This is a genomic window from Cupriavidus sp. 96C5-1 (genome assembly GCF_057798855.1).
The window spans coordinates 1-16,500 of sequence record NZ_JBYOJU010000086.1 but is presented as its reverse complement, the minus strand read 5'-3'; the positions used below and the strand labels follow the sequence as shown (position 1 = coordinate 16,500).

The 16,500-nt window shown below is 65.4% G+C and carries 15 protein-coding genes; 7 read left to right on the top strand and 8 right to left on the bottom strand.

Annotated elements, in window-relative coordinates; genetic code table 11:
• Positions 1–402 precede the first annotated feature (402 nt).
• The gene (gene ltrA / locus AC3FOF_RS43695; RefSeq protein WP_276268756.1) at positions 403–1,800 is read left to right on the top strand and encodes a group II intron reverse transcriptase/maturase; all 1,398 of its coding nucleotides are present in this window, start codon (positions 403–405) and stop codon (positions 1,798–1,800) included.
• A 541-nt stretch (positions 1,801–2,341) separates the two neighbouring features.
• Entirely contained in the window at positions 2,342–2,833 is a 492-nt protein-coding gene (locus AC3FOF_RS43690; protein ID WP_035805264.1) for an Lrp/AsnC family transcriptional regulator, read from the top strand.
• Between the two features lie 83 nt (positions 2,834–2,916).
• On the opposite strand, the gene AC3FOF_RS43685 is transcribed toward AC3FOF_RS43690, so the two are convergent.
• Positions 2,917–3,615, bottom strand: a complete 699-nt coding sequence (locus AC3FOF_RS43685) for a GNAT family N-acetyltransferase (protein ID WP_017224045.1) — start codon at positions 3,613–3,615, stop codon at positions 2,917–2,919.
• A gap of 414 nt (positions 3,616–4,029) precedes the next feature.
• Between AC3FOF_RS43685 and kefF the strand changes: the two genes are divergently transcribed.
• Both kefF and kefC read left to right on the top strand, forming a co-directional pair.
• Positions 4,030–4,587 (top strand): glutathione-regulated potassium-efflux system oxidoreductase KefF, encoded by a 558-nt coding sequence (gene kefF, locus AC3FOF_RS43680; RefSeq protein WP_017224044.1) that lies wholly within the window; start codon positions 4,030–4,032, stop codon positions 4,585–4,587.
• 10 nt (positions 4,588–4,597) lie between these two features.
• Entirely contained in the window at positions 4,598–6,412 is a 1,815-nt protein-coding gene (kefC, locus tag AC3FOF_RS43675) for a glutathione-regulated potassium-efflux system protein KefC (RefSeq protein WP_276269103.1), read from the top strand.
• A 30-nt stretch (positions 6,413–6,442) separates the two neighbouring features.
• On the opposite strand, the gene AC3FOF_RS43670 is transcribed toward kefC, so the two are convergent.
• Positions 6,443–7,081 (bottom strand): TetR/AcrR family transcriptional regulator, encoded by a 639-nt coding sequence (locus AC3FOF_RS43670; RefSeq protein ID WP_017224042.1) that lies wholly within the window; start codon positions 7,079–7,081, stop codon positions 6,443–6,445.
• Positions 7,082–7,093: 12 nt separating this feature from the next.
• The gene (locus AC3FOF_RS43665) at positions 7,094–7,888 is read right to left on the bottom strand and encodes a DUF1835 domain-containing protein (RefSeq protein WP_017224041.1); all 795 of its coding nucleotides are present in this window, start codon (positions 7,886–7,888) and stop codon (positions 7,094–7,096) included.
• 398 nt (positions 7,889–8,286) lie between these two features.
• Here AC3FOF_RS43665 and AC3FOF_RS43660 point away from each other — a divergent pair, with 398 nt between their 5' ends.
• Both AC3FOF_RS43660 and AC3FOF_RS43655 read left to right on the top strand, forming a co-directional pair.
• Positions 8,287–9,105 carry a L,D-transpeptidase gene (locus AC3FOF_RS43660; RefSeq protein ID WP_276269104.1) on the top strand — a complete coding sequence of 273 codons (819 nt, stop codon included), beginning with the start codon at positions 8,287–8,289 and terminating at the stop codon, positions 9,103–9,105.
• Between the two features lie 133 nt (positions 9,106–9,238).
• Positions 9,239–9,709: a universal stress protein gene (locus AC3FOF_RS43655; RefSeq protein ID WP_017224039.1), complete on the top strand. Its 471-nt coding sequence runs from the start codon at positions 9,239–9,241 to the stop codon at positions 9,707–9,709.
• 78 nt (positions 9,710–9,787) lie between these two features.
• Here the strand turns inward: AC3FOF_RS43655 and AC3FOF_RS43650 are convergent, their stop codons facing one another.
• From AC3FOF_RS43650 to AC3FOF_RS43640, 3 genes are all read right to left on the bottom strand, one after another.
• Complete coding sequence (locus AC3FOF_RS43650; protein ID WP_017224038.1) at positions 9,788–10,066, bottom strand: DUF1488 family protein; 279 nt, start codon at positions 10,064–10,066, stop codon at positions 9,788–9,790.
• A 92-nt stretch (positions 10,067–10,158) separates the two neighbouring features.
• Complete coding sequence (locus AC3FOF_RS43645) at positions 10,159–12,282, bottom strand: FUSC family protein (protein WP_488730221.1); 2,124 nt, start codon at positions 12,280–12,282, stop codon at positions 10,159–10,161.
• A gap of 519 nt (positions 12,283–12,801) precedes the next feature.
• Positions 12,802–14,049 (bottom strand): nucleoside recognition domain-containing protein, encoded by a 1,248-nt coding sequence (locus tag AC3FOF_RS43640; RefSeq protein WP_488730220.1) that lies wholly within the window; start codon positions 14,047–14,049, stop codon positions 12,802–12,804.
• A gap of 298 nt (positions 14,050–14,347) precedes the next feature.
• Between AC3FOF_RS43640 and AC3FOF_RS43635 the strand changes: the two genes are divergently transcribed.
• Positions 14,348–15,121 (top strand): GntR family transcriptional regulator, encoded by a 774-nt coding sequence (locus AC3FOF_RS43635; protein ID WP_488730219.1) that lies wholly within the window; start codon positions 14,348–14,350, stop codon positions 15,119–15,121.
• A gap of 406 nt (positions 15,122–15,527) precedes the next feature.
• Here the strand turns inward: AC3FOF_RS43635 and AC3FOF_RS43630 are convergent, their stop codons facing one another.
• Both AC3FOF_RS43630 and AC3FOF_RS43625 read right to left on the bottom strand, forming a co-directional pair.
• The gene (locus tag AC3FOF_RS43630; protein WP_488730218.1) at positions 15,528–15,926 is read right to left on the bottom strand and encodes a DUF488 domain-containing protein; all 399 of its coding nucleotides are present in this window, start codon (positions 15,924–15,926) and stop codon (positions 15,528–15,530) included.
• Between the two features lie 388 nt (positions 15,927–16,314).
• Positions 16,315–16,500 (bottom strand): hypothetical protein (locus tag AC3FOF_RS43625; protein WP_488730217.1); only part of this gene is annotated, 186 nt, incomplete at its 5' end.

The following is a 16,500-nucleotide window of genomic DNA, read 5'->3' as shown; positions in this document are numbered from 1 at the left end:
CGGCAGGGCGCACTCACTTGAGGGTGCAAGTCCCTTACACACCCGGCAAGGGGAAGTGTTAGCCAGAGGCAAGGGTTCCCCGGGCGACTGGGGGTCTGAAGGAAGCCCGAGGCAAAGCGCTGGCCTGACGAACAGGAAGCGGATACGAGGCGCCGTATTGGGGTGAGGTAGCCGTAATTGCTGAAGCCCAATACTTGCACGGAACGATGCGGCGTAAATCCGACAGGCATAAGCATGAAGGTGAGTGCGTCATACCCGGGGAGATCTGCACCGCTGCCATGGTGCTACCGACGTCGAGAGGCGTCGGGATGGCGGTGCAGAAGTCAGCAGAGGCCATAGTAGGCGAGCGGTTGGCGCTGAAGGGCCGAACATGAACGAGCGCGATTAGGACGACAGACCTCGATGCTTACCGACGAAGCCCAAATGCACGAACGAGTGCAGCCCACAGCGGAGGACGGCAGGCGGAACCTGCCTGGGGCCGATGGGGGTGCGGAGGCTGGCACGGCGGCTGTCGGGCAAACGAAAGCGCGGGCGCCATCGCTGATGGAGGCGGTGGTCGAGAAGGGCAACATGTGGCTGGCGTACCGGAAGGTGGTCAGCAACGGCGGCGCGGCCGGGGTGGATGCCCTGGCGGTGACGGCGTTGCGCGACTGGCTGAAGGTGCACTGGCCGAGCGTCAAGGTGGCGCTGTTGACCGGCCAATACATCCCGCAGGCGGTGCGCGCGGTGGAGATCCCCAAGCCTGCGGGCGGGGTGAGGACACTGGGCATCCCGACGGTGGTGGACCGGCTGATCCAGCAGGCGCTGCTGCAAGTTCTCCAACCGATCTTTGAGCCGGGATTCTCCGAGTCGAGCTACGGCTTCAGGCCGGGGCGCAGCGCTCAGCAGGCGGTCTTGCAGGCACAGCGGTATGTGCGGGAAGGCCGGCGCTGGGTGGTGGACATCGACCTGGAGAAGTTCTTCGACCGGGTCAACCACGACATCCTGATGTCGCGGGTGGCGCGGCAAGTGAAGGAGGTCCGGGTGCTCAAGCTGATCCGGCGGTATCTGGAAGCGGGGCTGATGCGTGGTGGGATGGTCGAGGCAAGGAGGCAAGGCACGCCGCAAGGCGGGCCGCTGTCGCCGTTGCTGTCGAATATCCTGCTGACGGATTGGGACCGTGAGCTGGAGAAGCGGGGCCTCGCGTTCTGTCGTTACGCGGACGACTGCAATGTCTATGTGCGCAGCGAGACGGCAGGGCAGCAGTTGTTGGCCGGCATGACAGCATTCCTGGAGGAGCGGCTGAAGCTGCGGGTCAATGAGGGCAAGAGCGCGTGTGCACGACCTTGGGCGCGCAAGTTCCTGGGTTACAGCCTGACAGGGCAGCGTCAGCCGCGGCTTCGTATCGCGGCGGAAAGCCTAAGCAGGCTAACGGCCCGGGTACGGGAGTTGGTGCGTCCGGGGCGAGGGGGGAGCCTGGCCCATACGATTGCAGTGCTGAATCCGGTGCTGCGCGGGTGGATCGGGTACTTCCAATACACGGAAGCGAAAGGGGTGTTGGAGACGCTGGACGGGTGGGTGCGACGACGGCTGCGCTGCTTGCTATGGAGGCAGGCCAAGAGACGTGCTACCCGCACTGTGATGCTGCGTCGGCAGGGATTAACGAAGGATCGCGCGTGGCATTCGGCCCGCAATGGTCATGGGCCATGGTGGAATGCGGGGGCTAGTCATATGAACACCGCGTTCCATAAGCGCTACTTCGACGCCATGGGGCTGGTCTCGCTGCTTGATACCCAGCAGCGCCTGCAGTCTCGCTTGTGAACCGCCGTATGCGGAACCGCACGTACGGTGGTGTGAGAGGGCTGAGGGGGTGACCCCTCACCCTACTCGATTTCCCGAACCGAAAGGCGCCTTGATCTCGAGGCAGTGTTAGCCGAAGCCCCGGCAGCCCTTGCGCCGGGCGAGCGCCTGGAAGACCAGGCCGGGATACCGGCATTGCTCATACCGGCGGACTTGGCACCATCCTTGCCTTCCTAACGGCGACCAGATGGGCCAGCGAATCGACAACACCCTTGATGGCCGGCATGCTCTGCACCATCCGGCCGCTGCTGTGGCCGGAGCCCGCGCGCCCGGTTCCAGGGCACGGCGGCGGGCAGCGGCGGCATCCTGCTTCCGGACGGCGCTCGTGGGCGATGGCGGAGGGTACCGTGTATTCGAGCCCGCCGCCCGTGGCGAAGGGGGCCGGAGGGAGGAGCGGGCAGGGTGGATGACCCGCACACCATAAAAAATTGCGTACTTGTGCACGGTTTGCTAAATTTGCGCAAAAAAATTGCCGACAAACATATTGCGGAGCAACAATATCGTGAGCAAGGTGGAGCTGGACAAGATCGACAGGAAGATCCTGGAGGTGCTGCAGACCAACGGGAGGTTGACCAACCTGGAGGTGGCCGAGCGCGTGAACCTGTCGCCCAGCCCCTGCCTGCGGCGCATTCGCCGGTTGGAGGAGATTGGCGTGATCCGCCAGTATGCGGCGCTGCTGGAGCCGGGAAAGATCGGGCTGGGTTTGCTGGCCTATATCAATGTGCGGCTGGAGAAACACGGCGGCGCGCCCAAGGGCAAGGCGCCGCTGGACCTGTTCCGCGCCTCCATTGCGATCTGGCCCGAGGTGGCGGCCTGCCACGCCATGACGGGCGAGATGGACCTGCTGCTCAAGGTGTACGTGGAAGACATGGAGCACTTCGCGCGCTTCATGAAGGACCATCTGCTGGCCCACCCGGCGGTGATCGACGTGCGCTCGAGCTTCGCCCTCGAAAGCATCAAGGACACCACCGCGCTGCCGGTGGCGGAAGGCTGAGGACTACAGCCCGCATATGAAAATGGCGCGCCGGGCGGGCGCGCCATGCTTGCGATGCCTGTCGGTGCCGCAGGGGCCGCGGGTCAGGCGGTACCCTTCTGCGGCAGCATCGAGCGCCAGAAGCGCAGGCCGAAACGGCGGGCGTCGCGCAGATTGCGGCGCAGCATATAGTCGAGGTCGGCTACCTGCTCGTCGAGTGCCTCGGTCAACCGGCTGACGGTATCCGCGGGCGGCAGTTCCAGGTAGGCATCGGCCTCGCCATAGGCGTACTGGACTTTCATGCCGGCCTTCTTGGCGATGTGCATCATGGCCGAATTGCGCGACAGGCAGTGCATGTACAGGGTGCGCACGTTGCTGTTGCGGCCATGCATGGCCGCACGCTCGAACAGCGCACTGCCGATGCCGCGGCCACGGGCGCTCTGCGACACGGAAACGCCGAATTCGGCCACGCGGCCCTGCGTGTTGTCGCGCAGGTTGGCGAAGTGGCCCACGCCGATCAGTACCAGGTGTTCGTCGTAGACGCCGAATACGGTGTCGTGGTCGAAATCAATGCTGTCGACGTAGGCTTCGATCACGTGATCGCCGACGGACTGGCCAAAACGGAGCAGGCGATCCTCCTCGCCCAGGGCGAGGAAATGCTTCAGCAGACGCGAGCGATGATGCGCTGCCAACTCGCGCACCAGGGTGGTGGGGCGATGCGAGGCTTGCGCGGCTGCGGCTGCACGGCGGAGATCTTCGTCGGATACGGCCCCGACGGCCTTGCTCAGTTCGAGCGGATTCACTTTGATTCCTTACGATGTATTCAAGTATAAAAATAGCACTCAACGGGTGTTCGCCCATGCACTTTCGGCGTTCCCTGAGAGGGGCAAGGGCAAACACTATCTTGCTGCATTGCAGAAAGTATTGTAGTGGAATTGTCAGTTCGGCGTAAGGTTGGGGCTGGCAGAACCTTGTGGCATTTTGTAAATTCCGTGTTAGCTTAGCAAAATCAATGGGTTAGCGCCGATTTGCCGCTGGCCGCGACGGCTTGGGGTGTGGGTTTGCTGCAACGCGGCAAAGCATGCGGCTGCCGTTGGTCTCGCTCTTGCCCATTTGCGTGGGCGTATGGGCGGGCAATTGCTCACATCAAAATGTGATTTTTGAAGTTCTTTTTGGCCTCGTGCCTTCTTCCCACAGGATTTTTTTCAGGATTTTTCGTGGACCCCAAGGCAGAGCCCCCGATTCTCGTCATCTATGCCCATCCCAGGCCGCACCTGTCCCGGGTCAACCGTCCACTGGCGTCGGCGCTGGAAGCGCTGCCCCATGTAACCGTCCGCGATCTGTACCGTAGCTATACCGACTACGACATCGATGTCGTCGCGGAGCAGCTCGCGCTGGCGCGGGCGGGCACACTGGTGCTGCAGTTTCCGGTGCAGTGGTACAGCATGCCGGCCCTGCTCAAGCTGTGGGTGGACGAAGTCCTTGAGAGCGGCTGGGCCTACGGCCCTGGCGGCACGGCGTTACGGGGCAAGTCCCTGCTGGTGGTGGCCAGCACCGGCGGCCACGCGGACTCCTACGGACCCGACGGTACGCATGGCCACACGATCGAGGAGTACATGCTGCCGCTGGCGCAGACTGCCGTGCTGTGCGGGATGAGCTGGCTGCCGCCCCTGGTGCTGCATGACGCCGACCAGGTCGATGCCCAGGCCCTGGCTGACCATATCGGCCGGGTTTCCGGTGTGCTGAGCGGCGCCGCGGGCGCTGCCGCAAGCTGAGGGGCCGGCCATGGAACAACACGATTTCCTGGTGGCCCTGGTGGTCTTCCTGGTCGCGGCCGTGGTGGCGGTGCCGGTGGCGCGCCGCTTCGGCCTGGGCGCGGTGCTCGGTTATTTGCTGGCCGGCGTGGCGATCGGGCCCTGGGCCCTGCGGCTGGTCACCAACGTCGAATCCATCCTGCACTTTTCCGAGTTCGGCGTGGTGCTGATGATGTTTGTGATCGGCCTGGAACTGGAGCCCAAGAAACTGTGGGAGCTGCGCCGCGTGATATTTGGCTACGGCGGCGCGCAGATGGCTGCCTGCGCCTTGCTGATCGGCGGTGCCGCGGTGCTGGTCGGGGCACCCTGGCAAGTGGCGCTGGTGGCAGGCCTCGGCCTGGCGCTCTCGTCTACCGCGATCGCGCTGGCCACGCTGTCCGAGCGCAACCTGTTCGGCACGCCCGCGGGTGCCGCCGGCTTCGGCATCCTGCTGTTCCAGGACGTCGCCGCGATTCCGATGATCGCGTTGCTGCCCTTGCTGGCGGCCGGAGGCGCGGAGGCAGGGCCGCATGGCGCGGCGGGCTGGCTTGGGGCGGCCAAGGCGGTCGGCGTGATCGGCGCCGTGGTGGTGGGCGGGCGCTACCTGGTCCGCCCTGCGTTGCGCTTTATCGCCCGCACCGATATGCGCGAGATGTTCACGGCCTTCGCGCTGTTGCTGGTGGTGGGCATCGCCTTGATGATGGATGCGGTTGGACTGTCGATGGCGCTGGGTACCTTCCTGGCCGGCGTGCTGCTGGCCGACTCCGAGTATCGCCATGCGCTCGAGGCCGACCTGGAGCCATTCAAGGGCTTGCTGCTGGGTCTCTTCTTCATGGCGGTCGGGATGTCGATCGACTTCGGCGTGCTGATGCAGGCGCCGGTGCAGGTCGCCGCCCTGGTGGTGGGCTTCGTGCTGCTGAAGACCGTGACGCTGGCCGTGCTGGCGCCGCGCTTCGGCATTGCGCGGGGCCAATGGCTGCTGTTCGCGCTGCTGATTTCGCAGGGCGGCGAATTTGCCTTCGTGGTGTTCGGCGTGGCGGGCGGCGCGGGATTGCTGCCGGAGCGTACCCAGGCCCTGCTGGTGCTGGTGGTAGCGCTCTCGATGGTGGCCACGCCGCTGCTCCTGCTCGCCTATGACCGCCTGGTGGCGCCACGGCTGGCCCGGCTGGCGCGGCGGCCGGACGACGTGATCGCGTCACAGGACAACCCCGTGCTGATCGCTGGTTTTGGCCGCTTCGGCCAGATCATCGGCCGGCTGCTATATGCCCAGGGCATCGGCGTCACCGTGCTGGACCATGACCCTGACCAGATCGAGTTCCTGCGCAAGTATGACTTCAAGGTCTTCTACGGCGACGCCACGCGCATGGACCTGCTGGAGTCCGCCGGTGCCGAGCGCGCCCGCATCCTGGTGGTGGCTATCGATGGCATGGAAGACAGCCTGGCACTGATCGACTGCGTGCGCGCGCGCTTCCCGCACCTGGAGATCTACGCGCGGGCCCGCCATGTGTCGCACGTCTACCAGCTCAAGGACCGCGGCGTGCATCTGTTCGAGCGTGAAGTGTTCGAAGGTTCGCTGTTGCTGGGACGGCGCGTGCTGGAAGGGCTGGGCTACGACCCGGTCCAGGCGCGTTCGGTGGCGCTCAGGTTCCGCCGCCACAACATCGCGGCGATCGAGCGTTTCTACCCGCACTACACCGACCAGAAGAAGCTGGTCTCGCTGGCGCGCCAGGCGCGCGACGAGCTGGAGGAGATGTTCCGCCAGGACCGGGACCAGCGCCGCCGGCGGGAAGAGGAGGACTGGTCCTGATCCCCAGCGCCTCAGCGCCGATCGCCGGCGCTATGCGGCATCGCGCGGCGGTACCGCGACGCCGGCACGCGCCCCCGGCAGCCCGCCCGCGAGCAGGTCGATCACCATCTCGGCGAAGTCCGCGTAGGACAGCTTGCCGCCCGGCTTGAGCCAGGTGAAAGTCCAGTTGATCATGCCGAACACGGTCATGGTCAGCGCAGCCTGGTTGTCGTGGGTGACGCGTTCCGGATAGGCGCGGCGCAGCTGGCGCGAGAAGGCGGCCACCACGTCGCGCTCGCGCTTGAGGATCTGGTCGCGCTGCTCTTCGGCCAGGAACTTGACGTCGTTGATGAGGGCGACGTGCCGGGTTTGCGAGGTTTCGTACTCGGCCAGGAAGGCACGGATCAGGTTGGCGAAGCTGTCCACCTCGCTGTGGCCCTGGCGCTCGGCCTCGGCTTCGACCTCCGTCACGATCAGCATCAGCCGGCGCGTGTAGCGGTCGAGCAGGTCGAACAGGATCGCTTCCTTGCTCTCGTAGTAGTGATAGAGGCGGGCCTTAGAGGTGCCGCAGGCGGCGGCCAGGTCGGCCATCGAGGTACTTGGATAACTGCTCGCGGCGAAGGCGGCGGCGGCCAGTTCCAGGATCTGCTCGCGCTGTGCCTCGAAATCGGGTGCCTTGGTTCGGGCCATGTAGACGTTCGCCTATTCGCCGCCGGAGGCCAGGTTGCGGCGCAGCTCGCAGGTCTGCAGCGAATCGGCGTTGCCGCGCAGCACGAGCTGGCCGGCGCCGATCAGTTCCCGACAGCGCCAGAACACGAACCAGTCGCTGGCCAGCAGGCCCTCGATCGCGCCCATCACAGCGCCCACCACCTGCGCGGCTGGCGCCCACTCCAGCGGGGCGCGTTCCAGGATCACTTCATCCACCGTGTGATAGGCCGCGGGCACCAGCGTATTGCCTTTCCACAAGCGCACGTCGGCGTTCTCCTTGACGTTCTGCTGCCACTCGTAGCCCAGGCGGCCCAGACGCAGTACCGAGACCGGTGCGATGGTGGAGAAGCGGCGCGCCAGGCGGGCCGCGGGGTACATGCCGATGGCAGCCAGATTGCCGCGCGCGGGGACTTCCAGCTCGCGCAGATCCATGGCGACTTCGTTGATGCGCTGGGGCGACTGGTAGAGGTGGAATACCACCCGGCGCAGCATCAGCTGGTCGGATGCGCTCTGGCCATGCCAGATGGCGACCTCCAGTTCGTCCTTGCGCAGCCCGTGCAGCTGGTCGAGCGCCTGGTGCATTTCGGCGGCGAAGTCGATATCGCTGTGGGGCGCCACGCGCTGCCAGAAGCCGGAGCGGATGAGTCCGCTGCTGTCGACGTCGGCAAGCGGCCCGACGGCGAGATCGTCGCGCAGCACGACGACCGGGTCGGGCCGGGCGGCCTGGGCGAGGGCTTGTCGCAGCGTGTTGCCCGCTACGTCACCGTTGACGACATGGATGTATTGCATGGGCGTGATTGTATATGGATGCGAAGGGCCTCAGGCCTCAAACGCAGGGGCCGTGGCGGAGCGGCTCATCCACCGGACTGCGTCGTGCGCGTTCCGTCCATGCTGCGAGCCCTTGGGAGCGCTTCCATTGTAATGTTCTCTCAAGGCCCCATGGCGCTTCGGCGAGCGGCAGCGCTTGCCGCAGACCCGGCGCCGCATGGCGAGAGGAAATTGTCGGCATATTCGCGGTCTTATATAGAAAGAGGCTCCCTGCCTGAACCGGGCAGGGTGGCCGGATAGCTCGCCCGCCCTGGTGCGGTTCGCGCGGGAATGGATCCCGATGGATCACTGCGCGACACCCTTTCCATCGCTCGGAAAGGCAGTCGCCCAGTCGTGGGGCGTTATGAATGGAGGCAATCATGCCGCATGCTCGCCTTGGGCGTGCCGGCGCCCGGGGGGGGCGCCGGCTTGCCATCTTCGCGCTATTGGCGCTGTCCGCAATCCAGGTGCCGCTTGCCGCGGCCAATGAACTCAGCATGGTCCGGCAAGCCTTTGTGCGGCAGGTATCCCGCCATCTGAGCCTGCCGGCCGCCGTCGCCACGCGGTACGCCGATCTGCTGGCCTCGGCGCTGCAGGCCGGCGGCCAGGAAGCAGACGCCGGCGACTGGGCGGTGCTGGTTGACCGCAACCCGCGCGTCCAGGCGGCCATGCTGTTCGCGCGAACCGATGAGCGCGCACCCTGGCAATGGGTCGGCGCCACCCCCGTATCGACGGGCAAGCCAGGGGCATTCAACCACTTCATCACGCCTGTCGGCGTGTTCGCCCACAGCATGGAGAACCTCGATTTCCGTGCCGAAGGTACCTACAACGAGAACGGGATCCGCGGCTATGGCGTCAGCGGCATGCGCGTCTATGACTTCGGCTGGGTCGATGCCCGGCGTGGCTGGGGCAAGGGCGGGGAGAGCCAGATGCGCCTGCAGATGCACGCAACCGATCCCGCCCGGCTGGAGCCGCGCCTCGGCCGCCCGGCTTCCAAGGGGTGCGTGCGGATTCCAGCCACGCTCAACCGCCTGCTCGACCACTACGGTCTGATCGATGCGGATTATCTGGCCGCGGCCGGACGCGGCGACTCGCTCTGGATCCTTGCGCGTGATCGCACCCCCGTGGCCCGGCCGGGCCGCTACCTGGTAATCGTCGACTCGGGTGCGCGCGCTCCGGACTCCCCGCTGTCCCAGTGATCCGGCGTGCTGCTCCCGCAGCGCTGGGGGAAGTAGCGTAGCGGCAACTTTGCGCTGAGGCGAGTAGTATCGATGCTGGCGGATAGCAATGGCGCTTCCGTCACTATCCCTGTTTTCCCTGGAGCAAACAGCAATGACGGATGCGGCATACAAGAAGATCGTGGTGGCGGTGGATGGCAGCGCAACGTCCGACCTGGCGCTGACCGAGGCAATCCGGGTCGCCGGTCCCGGCGACGCGGAAGTGCTCGCCCTGTATGTTGTTGATAACGGCCAGATCCTGTTCGATGCCGGCTACTACGACCCGACGCCGGTGCTGCAGGCCCTGGCCGACAGTGGTGAGCGGGCTCTGGCCAAGGCCGCGCAGCGGCTTGCCGCGCAAGGCGTGCGTCATCAGACGCGGCTGGTCAGGCAGCAGACCGTGGCGGGCGATATAGCCGGATCCGTCAATGAAGTCGTGAGCGATTGGGGCGCGGACCTGATCGTGATCGGCACCCATGGTCGGCGCGGCGTGCGCAGGCTGGTGCTGGGCAGCGTGGCCGAATCCGTGCTTCGCCAAGCCAGCGTACCGGTGCTGCTGGTACGCGGGAAGGCAATGGAAGCTTGATCCCGGTGGGCGGCGCATGTTTGCGAGAGCACGGCTGCCGGGCTCCTGGCATCCAGTCCTGCGCGCACTTGGCGGCGTTCAGGCGGCGAAGCGGATATGGCCGCTGCGCAGCAGGATTTCACGCGCCTGGGTCAGCTCGAACAGGTCTTCGGCAATGCGCTCGATGCGCTGCCGGTGGCTGGTGAACGCTCGCACCAGGTCTTCCTTGCGCGTCGACATGGCACCGAAATGCGTTTCGAGCGCCTCTGCCGTAATCGAATACAGCGTTGGTTCGCCGTTGACAGTGGCAGGGCAGGACAGGGTCAGGCTGGCCGCGCAATAGGTGGGAACGCTGCGGGGAAAGGAGATTTCGGGCATGGCGTGCCTCACACCGGTCGCTGAGGGATGACACCATTCTAGGTGATCGCGCCGATCCGTGAAGCCGCTGGACGCCTTGCCATTGACGCCGCTCAACCGGGCTGCGGCAAGCGGCGGTGGCTGGCGGCCTTGCGCTGGCCGGCGGCCAGCCGGCGTATCGAGGCCACGGCGGCGTGGGCCGTGCCGGCCTGGGCGGCGGCAAAGGCAGCCTGTTCGGCCAGGAACCTGTCCAATGGCGAGGCGGCCTCGGCATACGGCTCGCCCGGGCTGGCCGCCACGGCGCTGGCGCCAGGGTGCGTGGCCAGCTCGGATAGCAGCGCCGCCAGGGCCTGCAGTACCGCCAACGTGGCAGGGGCCGGCAGGCCCGTGTCCGCCTCGGCCGCAAGTCCGGCGCGTACCAGGCCCGCCAGCGCGGCCATGCGCCGCACGGTCAGGTGCAGCTGGACATACTCCGCAGCCAGCTCCGGCGCCAGTTCTGCGGTGCCTTGTTGCAAAGTGTGCTCGGCACGGGTCGAGGTGCGTCCGGCCGCTACCCGCAGCGTCTCCATTCGCGCAGGCGTGGGAGCCGGTGAGCGGGTTGGCGAGGCCGTGAACGCACCGGCGCCGGCAAAAGCCGCCCGCAGATAGACCGCGTTCGCCGCGACCGCGTCCAGGCTATGGCGGTAGACGCGCGACAGTTCGGCGCGCGGTGCCAGCACATAATAGCTAGCCAGGGCGATCAGGCAGCCCAGTGCCGTATCGATGCCGCGCAGCGCGGCAAAGTGGCTGCTGTTCGCTGCCGGCGCGCCAACCCAGGAGAACAGGATCACGGCCGGCGTCAGGCACAGGGCAAAGGCGCCGGGGCTGCCGGCCAGGCGGCCGATATAGGCCGCGGCCAGGCAGGCCGCGCTGATCGCCAGCGCGAACGGTGCGGGCGGGTGGGCCAGGCCGATTGCGCACGCCAGCAGGGCGCCGGCCAGCGAGCCGGCGAAGCGCTGGAACGAAATGCTGCGCGTGGTCTGCAGTTGGGGGCTCAGCACCATGATGACGGTGACCGCGACCCAATAACCGTGGTCTACCTTCCATAGTTGCGCTGGCATCAGGCTCAGACTGCCCGCCAGTGCGAGCCGCACCGCATGGCGGGCCACGCGGGCGTCGCGTGCGGCGTGCTCGGACATGGCGGCACGCCAGCGCTGCCATGTCTGCCGGAAGGAGCGGCGTGGCCAGCGGTGTTCGCTGCGCCAGTCGCTGAAGCCCGGATACCGTGCCAGGGTGCCCAGGGCGGCCTGGTACAAAGCCGGTGCGTCTGCATTGGCCAGGGGTGCGTGCAGACGCCGCAACTCATGGGCCAGAGCCGCGCAAAGCGACGGCAGGTCCGGGGCATGATGCGCCAGTGCCTCGCCAACCTGGACCCGGATATCGGCAACGCAGCGTTGCAAGTGATGCAGCGGCAGCTTCCGAGCCGAGTGGTTGTCGTTCTCTTCCATGCCATCGCTCCGGCTGGCGGACATGCCGTCGGCGCGGCTGCGCAGCTCCGCGGTGACGATCAGCAATGCGAACATTGCATCGGCCAGGCTCACCACATAGGCATAGTGCATCAGGCCCAGCGGGTCGCGCAGGCTGTGCCTCGCATGGATTGCCTGGCGCGCAGCCTCGATACGCTCCCGGATCTCGCGCTTGCTGGCGGTGGCGTCGTCCACGGCGTCGGTGCCGGCCAATGCGGTGGCGAAGCGCAGCAATGCGTCGAACACCGACAGGATTTCAGCGCGTGGGCGCGCGTCGCGCTCGGAAGGAATCAGGGCCAGGCTCAGCAGGCAGGCAAAAACGCCGCCAAGCAGGAACTCCTGGCTGCTCGCAAGGATGCGCATGGCCAGCGTGGCGTCTCCAGCCGGTTGCAGGCACGCGGCGATCAGTACCACATAGAGCAGCTTGGCCGACAGGGCGGCGACATTCCCCCGCGTTTCCGCCAGGCCGGCGGCCATTCCAGCCACCAGCACGACCGCCAGCGCGGCCCATGGCGTGGTAGCCACGGCCGCACCCAGGGCGCAGGCCGCAGCGCCCCCGATACCCACCGAGCCCAGCGCGGCCAGGCGCTCGCCGGCAGTGCCGCGGCGGTCGGCCAGGCAAGTCCAGATCGATGCGGTTGCTGCCCACAGATACCCCGGCTGCCCGGTAAGCCATCCCATGCTGGCCAGGGCCAGGAACGAGAAAGCGTAGACCAGGCCTCGCTGTAGCATCAGTGCGTCGGGGCGGGGCAAGCGCAGCGCGGAAATCATGTCGAAAAAAGAGGGTGGGCGCCCGAAGCATGGATTTTTCGTACTAGGCGCCGGGATGGGCTGACTCTACGGGATCGGATGCTGCGATGCAACATAACGCGGAAAAATCCGCGTTTCACCCCGCCTCGGTGCAGTCGCGCGTTCCTCTGGTGCGTGAATGGAGCCCCTTTGGTGCGACCGCGACGAGTGCCCGTCAGCCAGGCCGGAGTCCAATCCAGCAATGGCAAACCGAGGTTAACGGCAAAAAACGGGCAAAAAAAACCCGCGCAGTTTCGTGCGCGGGTTGGAATCCACCGAGGTGGTGGAGGAGACAGACTCCACTATATATGATTTGTTGCGACGCACCAAGCCGCTTGTGGGCCAAGCGTGTCTGACTTCACAAACATGTTGCATTCACGCAACACCTTAACGGTTCAATACACGGAAGGCGGGGTCTTCTGGCTTCTCTGGCTCGTTTTCATCGCGTGTGGCGCGCCCATTTCAGCGGAAGAACAGGTAGGCAATCGCTACTGCGCCACATAAGCCGGCCAGGTCCGCGAACAAGGCGCAGGCCAGTGCATGCCGCGTATTGCGGATATTGACGCTGCCGAAATACACCGCCAGCACGTAGAAGGTGGTTTCGGTCGATCCCTGGATGATGGCGGCCAGCTTGCCCTGGAAGGACTCGACGCCGTACGTGGTCATTACGTCGATCATCAGCCCGCGAGCGCCCGCGCCCGACAGGATCTTCATCAGCCCCACCGGCAGTGCGGGTACGAAGGCAGTGTCGAGTCCCAGCGAGGCGAAGCCAGCCGTGAGGCATTTCATCAGGACATCCATGCATCCGGTGACGCGGAACAACCCGATCGCCACCAGGATGGCGACCAGGTAAGGAATGATCTGCACCGCGACGCCGAAGCCCTCCTTGGCTCCGTCGACAAAGGCATCGTAGACGTTCACGCCCCGCACGGCGCCGCAAACCAGGAAGACTACGATCAAGGTCAGGATGAAGCCGCTGCCGGCCAGTGCCGTGGCAGTGCTTACCTGCTCAGGCGGCGCATGCCGCAGCCACAGGAAGAGGGCTGTGACGGTGGCCGACAGCAGGCCGAGTGTGCCCAGTACCGCCGGCTTGAGCAGATTGAGCCGCTGCGCCCACGCCACCGCCAGCAAGCCCGCCACGCAAGAGATGCAAGTAGCGAGCAGGGTGGGCAGGAAAATGTCGGCCGCATTGAATCCGACCAGCCCCTGCTTGACGGCGATGGCCTGCCGCATCGCGATCACCGAGGTCGGGATCAGGGTCAGGCCGGCCGTATTCAGCACAATGAACATGATCTGCGCGTTGCTGGCCGTGTCGGGGCTGGGATTCAGCGACTGCAGCTCCCGCATGGCGTTCAGCCCGAGCGGCGTGGCGGCATTGTCGAGCCCCAGCATATTTGCCGACACATTCATCATCATCGCCCCTTGCGCCGGATGCCCTTGCGGCACGCCCGGGAAAAAGTGGCGCAGCAGCGGATTGACCGTGCGTGCGAAGGTGTCGACCACGCCGGCGCGTTCGCCAATCCGCATGATGCCGAGCCACAGGCTCATCACGCCTGCCAGGCCCAGGGAAATCTCGAAGGCCGTGCGTGCGTTGTCGAACAGGCTTGCCAGCATCGCCGGAAACACCGTGGTATCTCCCATCGCCAGGCGGATGCAGGCGACGACGAAAGCGAGCAGGAAGAAAGAAAGCCAGACCAGGTTGAGTGCCATCGGCGAATAGCGGGAGGGGTTTGAGGCGGGGATGATGCGGGCCCTCGCATCATAGCGTGAGCCGTCGCTCGAACTGCCGCTGGCCTGGAGGCCAGGGCTGCTGGTACGCGAAGCCGGCGCGGGTGATCGGTGTTACGCAAAAACGGCGGTTCGTCGGTATACAATGCGGACAATACCGCTGCGCCCGAGATCCTTACGGGATGGCGCGATGGTTCCCGATTCCTTGATGACCGTCCGCGAAGGCGCGTACGCGCACCTTGCCCGAAGACGGCGTTTTTGCCGACTGAAGCCAGAACCTATGTCCGACGCCATTGGTACCGAACACGCTCTTCCTGGTTCGGACTCTCCCGGCGCCAGCCTTGGCGCCCAGCACTCCCCCTTGTTCGCGCTGGTCACAGACACCCTGCGAGAGCGCATCCTGGGCGGGCAGTACAAGCAGGGCGACCGCCTGGTCGAGAACAAGTTGTCCACGGAACTGGGTGTGTCACGCATCCCGGTGCGGGAAGCACTGCGCGCGCTCGCTGCGGAGGGTCTGGTCCGCATCGAGCCGAGGCGAGGCGCTTCGGTGGCAACGCTATCGCCCAATATCGCGAAGGAAATGGTCGAAGTGCGGGCCACGCTGGAAGGTCTGAATGCCAAGCTGGCTGCCCAGCGCCGGGATCCAGCCTTGGTCGCGGAGCTGAATGAAGTGCTGCGCCAAGGCACCGAGGCCGCGGCAAGCGGTCGTTCGGACCGCTTTATCGAGCTGAATTCCCGCTTCCATGAAGTGCTGGGCAATATCGCCGCCAACAGCGTGCTGCAGGATATGGTGCGCACGCTACGGGAGCGCACGGGTTTGCTGTTCGCTCCGGCGAATGTGACGCGCGCCCGGCAGAACTGGGAAGAGCATGCGCAGATTCTGCAAGCAGTTATTGCAGGCGATGCCGATCTGGCAGCGCTGCTGGCTACCCGCCACGTCTATAGTGCGGCAAAGGCGGCAGAAGAGATGGCCGCGGGCGAGGCCAGCGCGGTGAAGGGCGACGGGCCGGGCGATGCGGCCAAGCGCGGCAATAGCGCCGTGAGCCCCGGCTAGTCGGTGCACATCGATCGCCGTGTTGCGGTATTTGGTATACGAACACCGCGCTTTTTCCCTTTGTACCGCGATCGATAGCCGGATTCGGTTTTGTGCCTTATTCCACAAGGCCCGAAGCGCAGGCGCGAGGCTCGTTTCTGCACCGCATTGGGGTGGATGCCGCCCCAGTATGACGCAGTGCACCAATATTCGGTATACTAACAGTCCTGTTGAACCACAATCGGGATTGACCATGGACTACCCGGCGCCTTCCTATTTCCGGCAGTCGGTTGGTGAGCAGTTGCTTACCCACTACGCCCAGCGCGACGCCGTGCGCCGCTCCACTCCGCTTCTACCCGTTCAGTGGGCCGGCCTGCGCGCCTTGTTTCGCCGTTCCTGCGCGCGCGGGCACAAGGCTGTCTGACCTCTACGGAGTGATTGCCGCCCCGCGTGCCTCCAGCAAGGCGCGCAGGATAGAACGGTGGCACCGCTCTTCCTGCTCGCAATAACAGCCCAGCGAAAAATTCGTTTGCCGGGATATTGCGGCCAGCAGGTCGAGCGTCCGGCTCGCATCCGGTCGGGCCATCTCTGCCCGAAAGTGCCGCTCGAACGCGCGCCAGGCTTTCTCGCTTCCTTCGCCCTGTATGGCAAGTGCCTCCGCGACCAGCTCGGCGGACGGCGATAGATTCGGAAACCACACATCGTAAAAGTCACGGGTGGCGAATTCTGCCTTTGGTACGCCGCGCGGCGGTCTGCGTACGGTGCCGATACGGATGCCTTCGTTTGGTGCCCTGGCTGAGCCCAGTCTGACGATGCGGATGCTCATGCAAACTCCTCCTTTCCTTATATATAGATAGAACATGGACGTGTCCGGCTCGCCGGCGCGCGTGTCCGTATATATTGCAGCGACGGAGCCGTCGCTGGCGAGCGATCTCCTGCGGGATGGTGTTCCTGCGTATGTGGAGAGGTCGTTGGCAGAAGCGAGGGTTGGGCGATGCAGGTGACCGGGATTGCCGAATGCACTGGAGCTGCCGCTAATGCGTGATTTGTGTGGCTTGTAGGTTACTTTTTGGCTGCATCAAAATCATTTCCGAAAAGCCTTGCCAGGACCGGCGGAGTCCCTTAAGATTCGCCCCCTTCGCCACACAAAGACCGCTGCAACGCAGACGGGACCAGGGTTGCGGGGGTTGGCAGGGGAGGTTGGCGAGCCGTGTTCAGGCGCCGGCCGCAGCAAAGAAAGTTTGCGAAACCTGTTGACGAAACGCGGATTGTTCTTCATAATCTCGTTTCTCTGCTGCAGACAACGCAGCGACGCGGTAAGCAAAGCGAACCGCGGCCAGTTCTTTAACAAACAAACAACCGATAAGTGTGGGCGCTTGATAGCGGATGCGGAAGGCTTC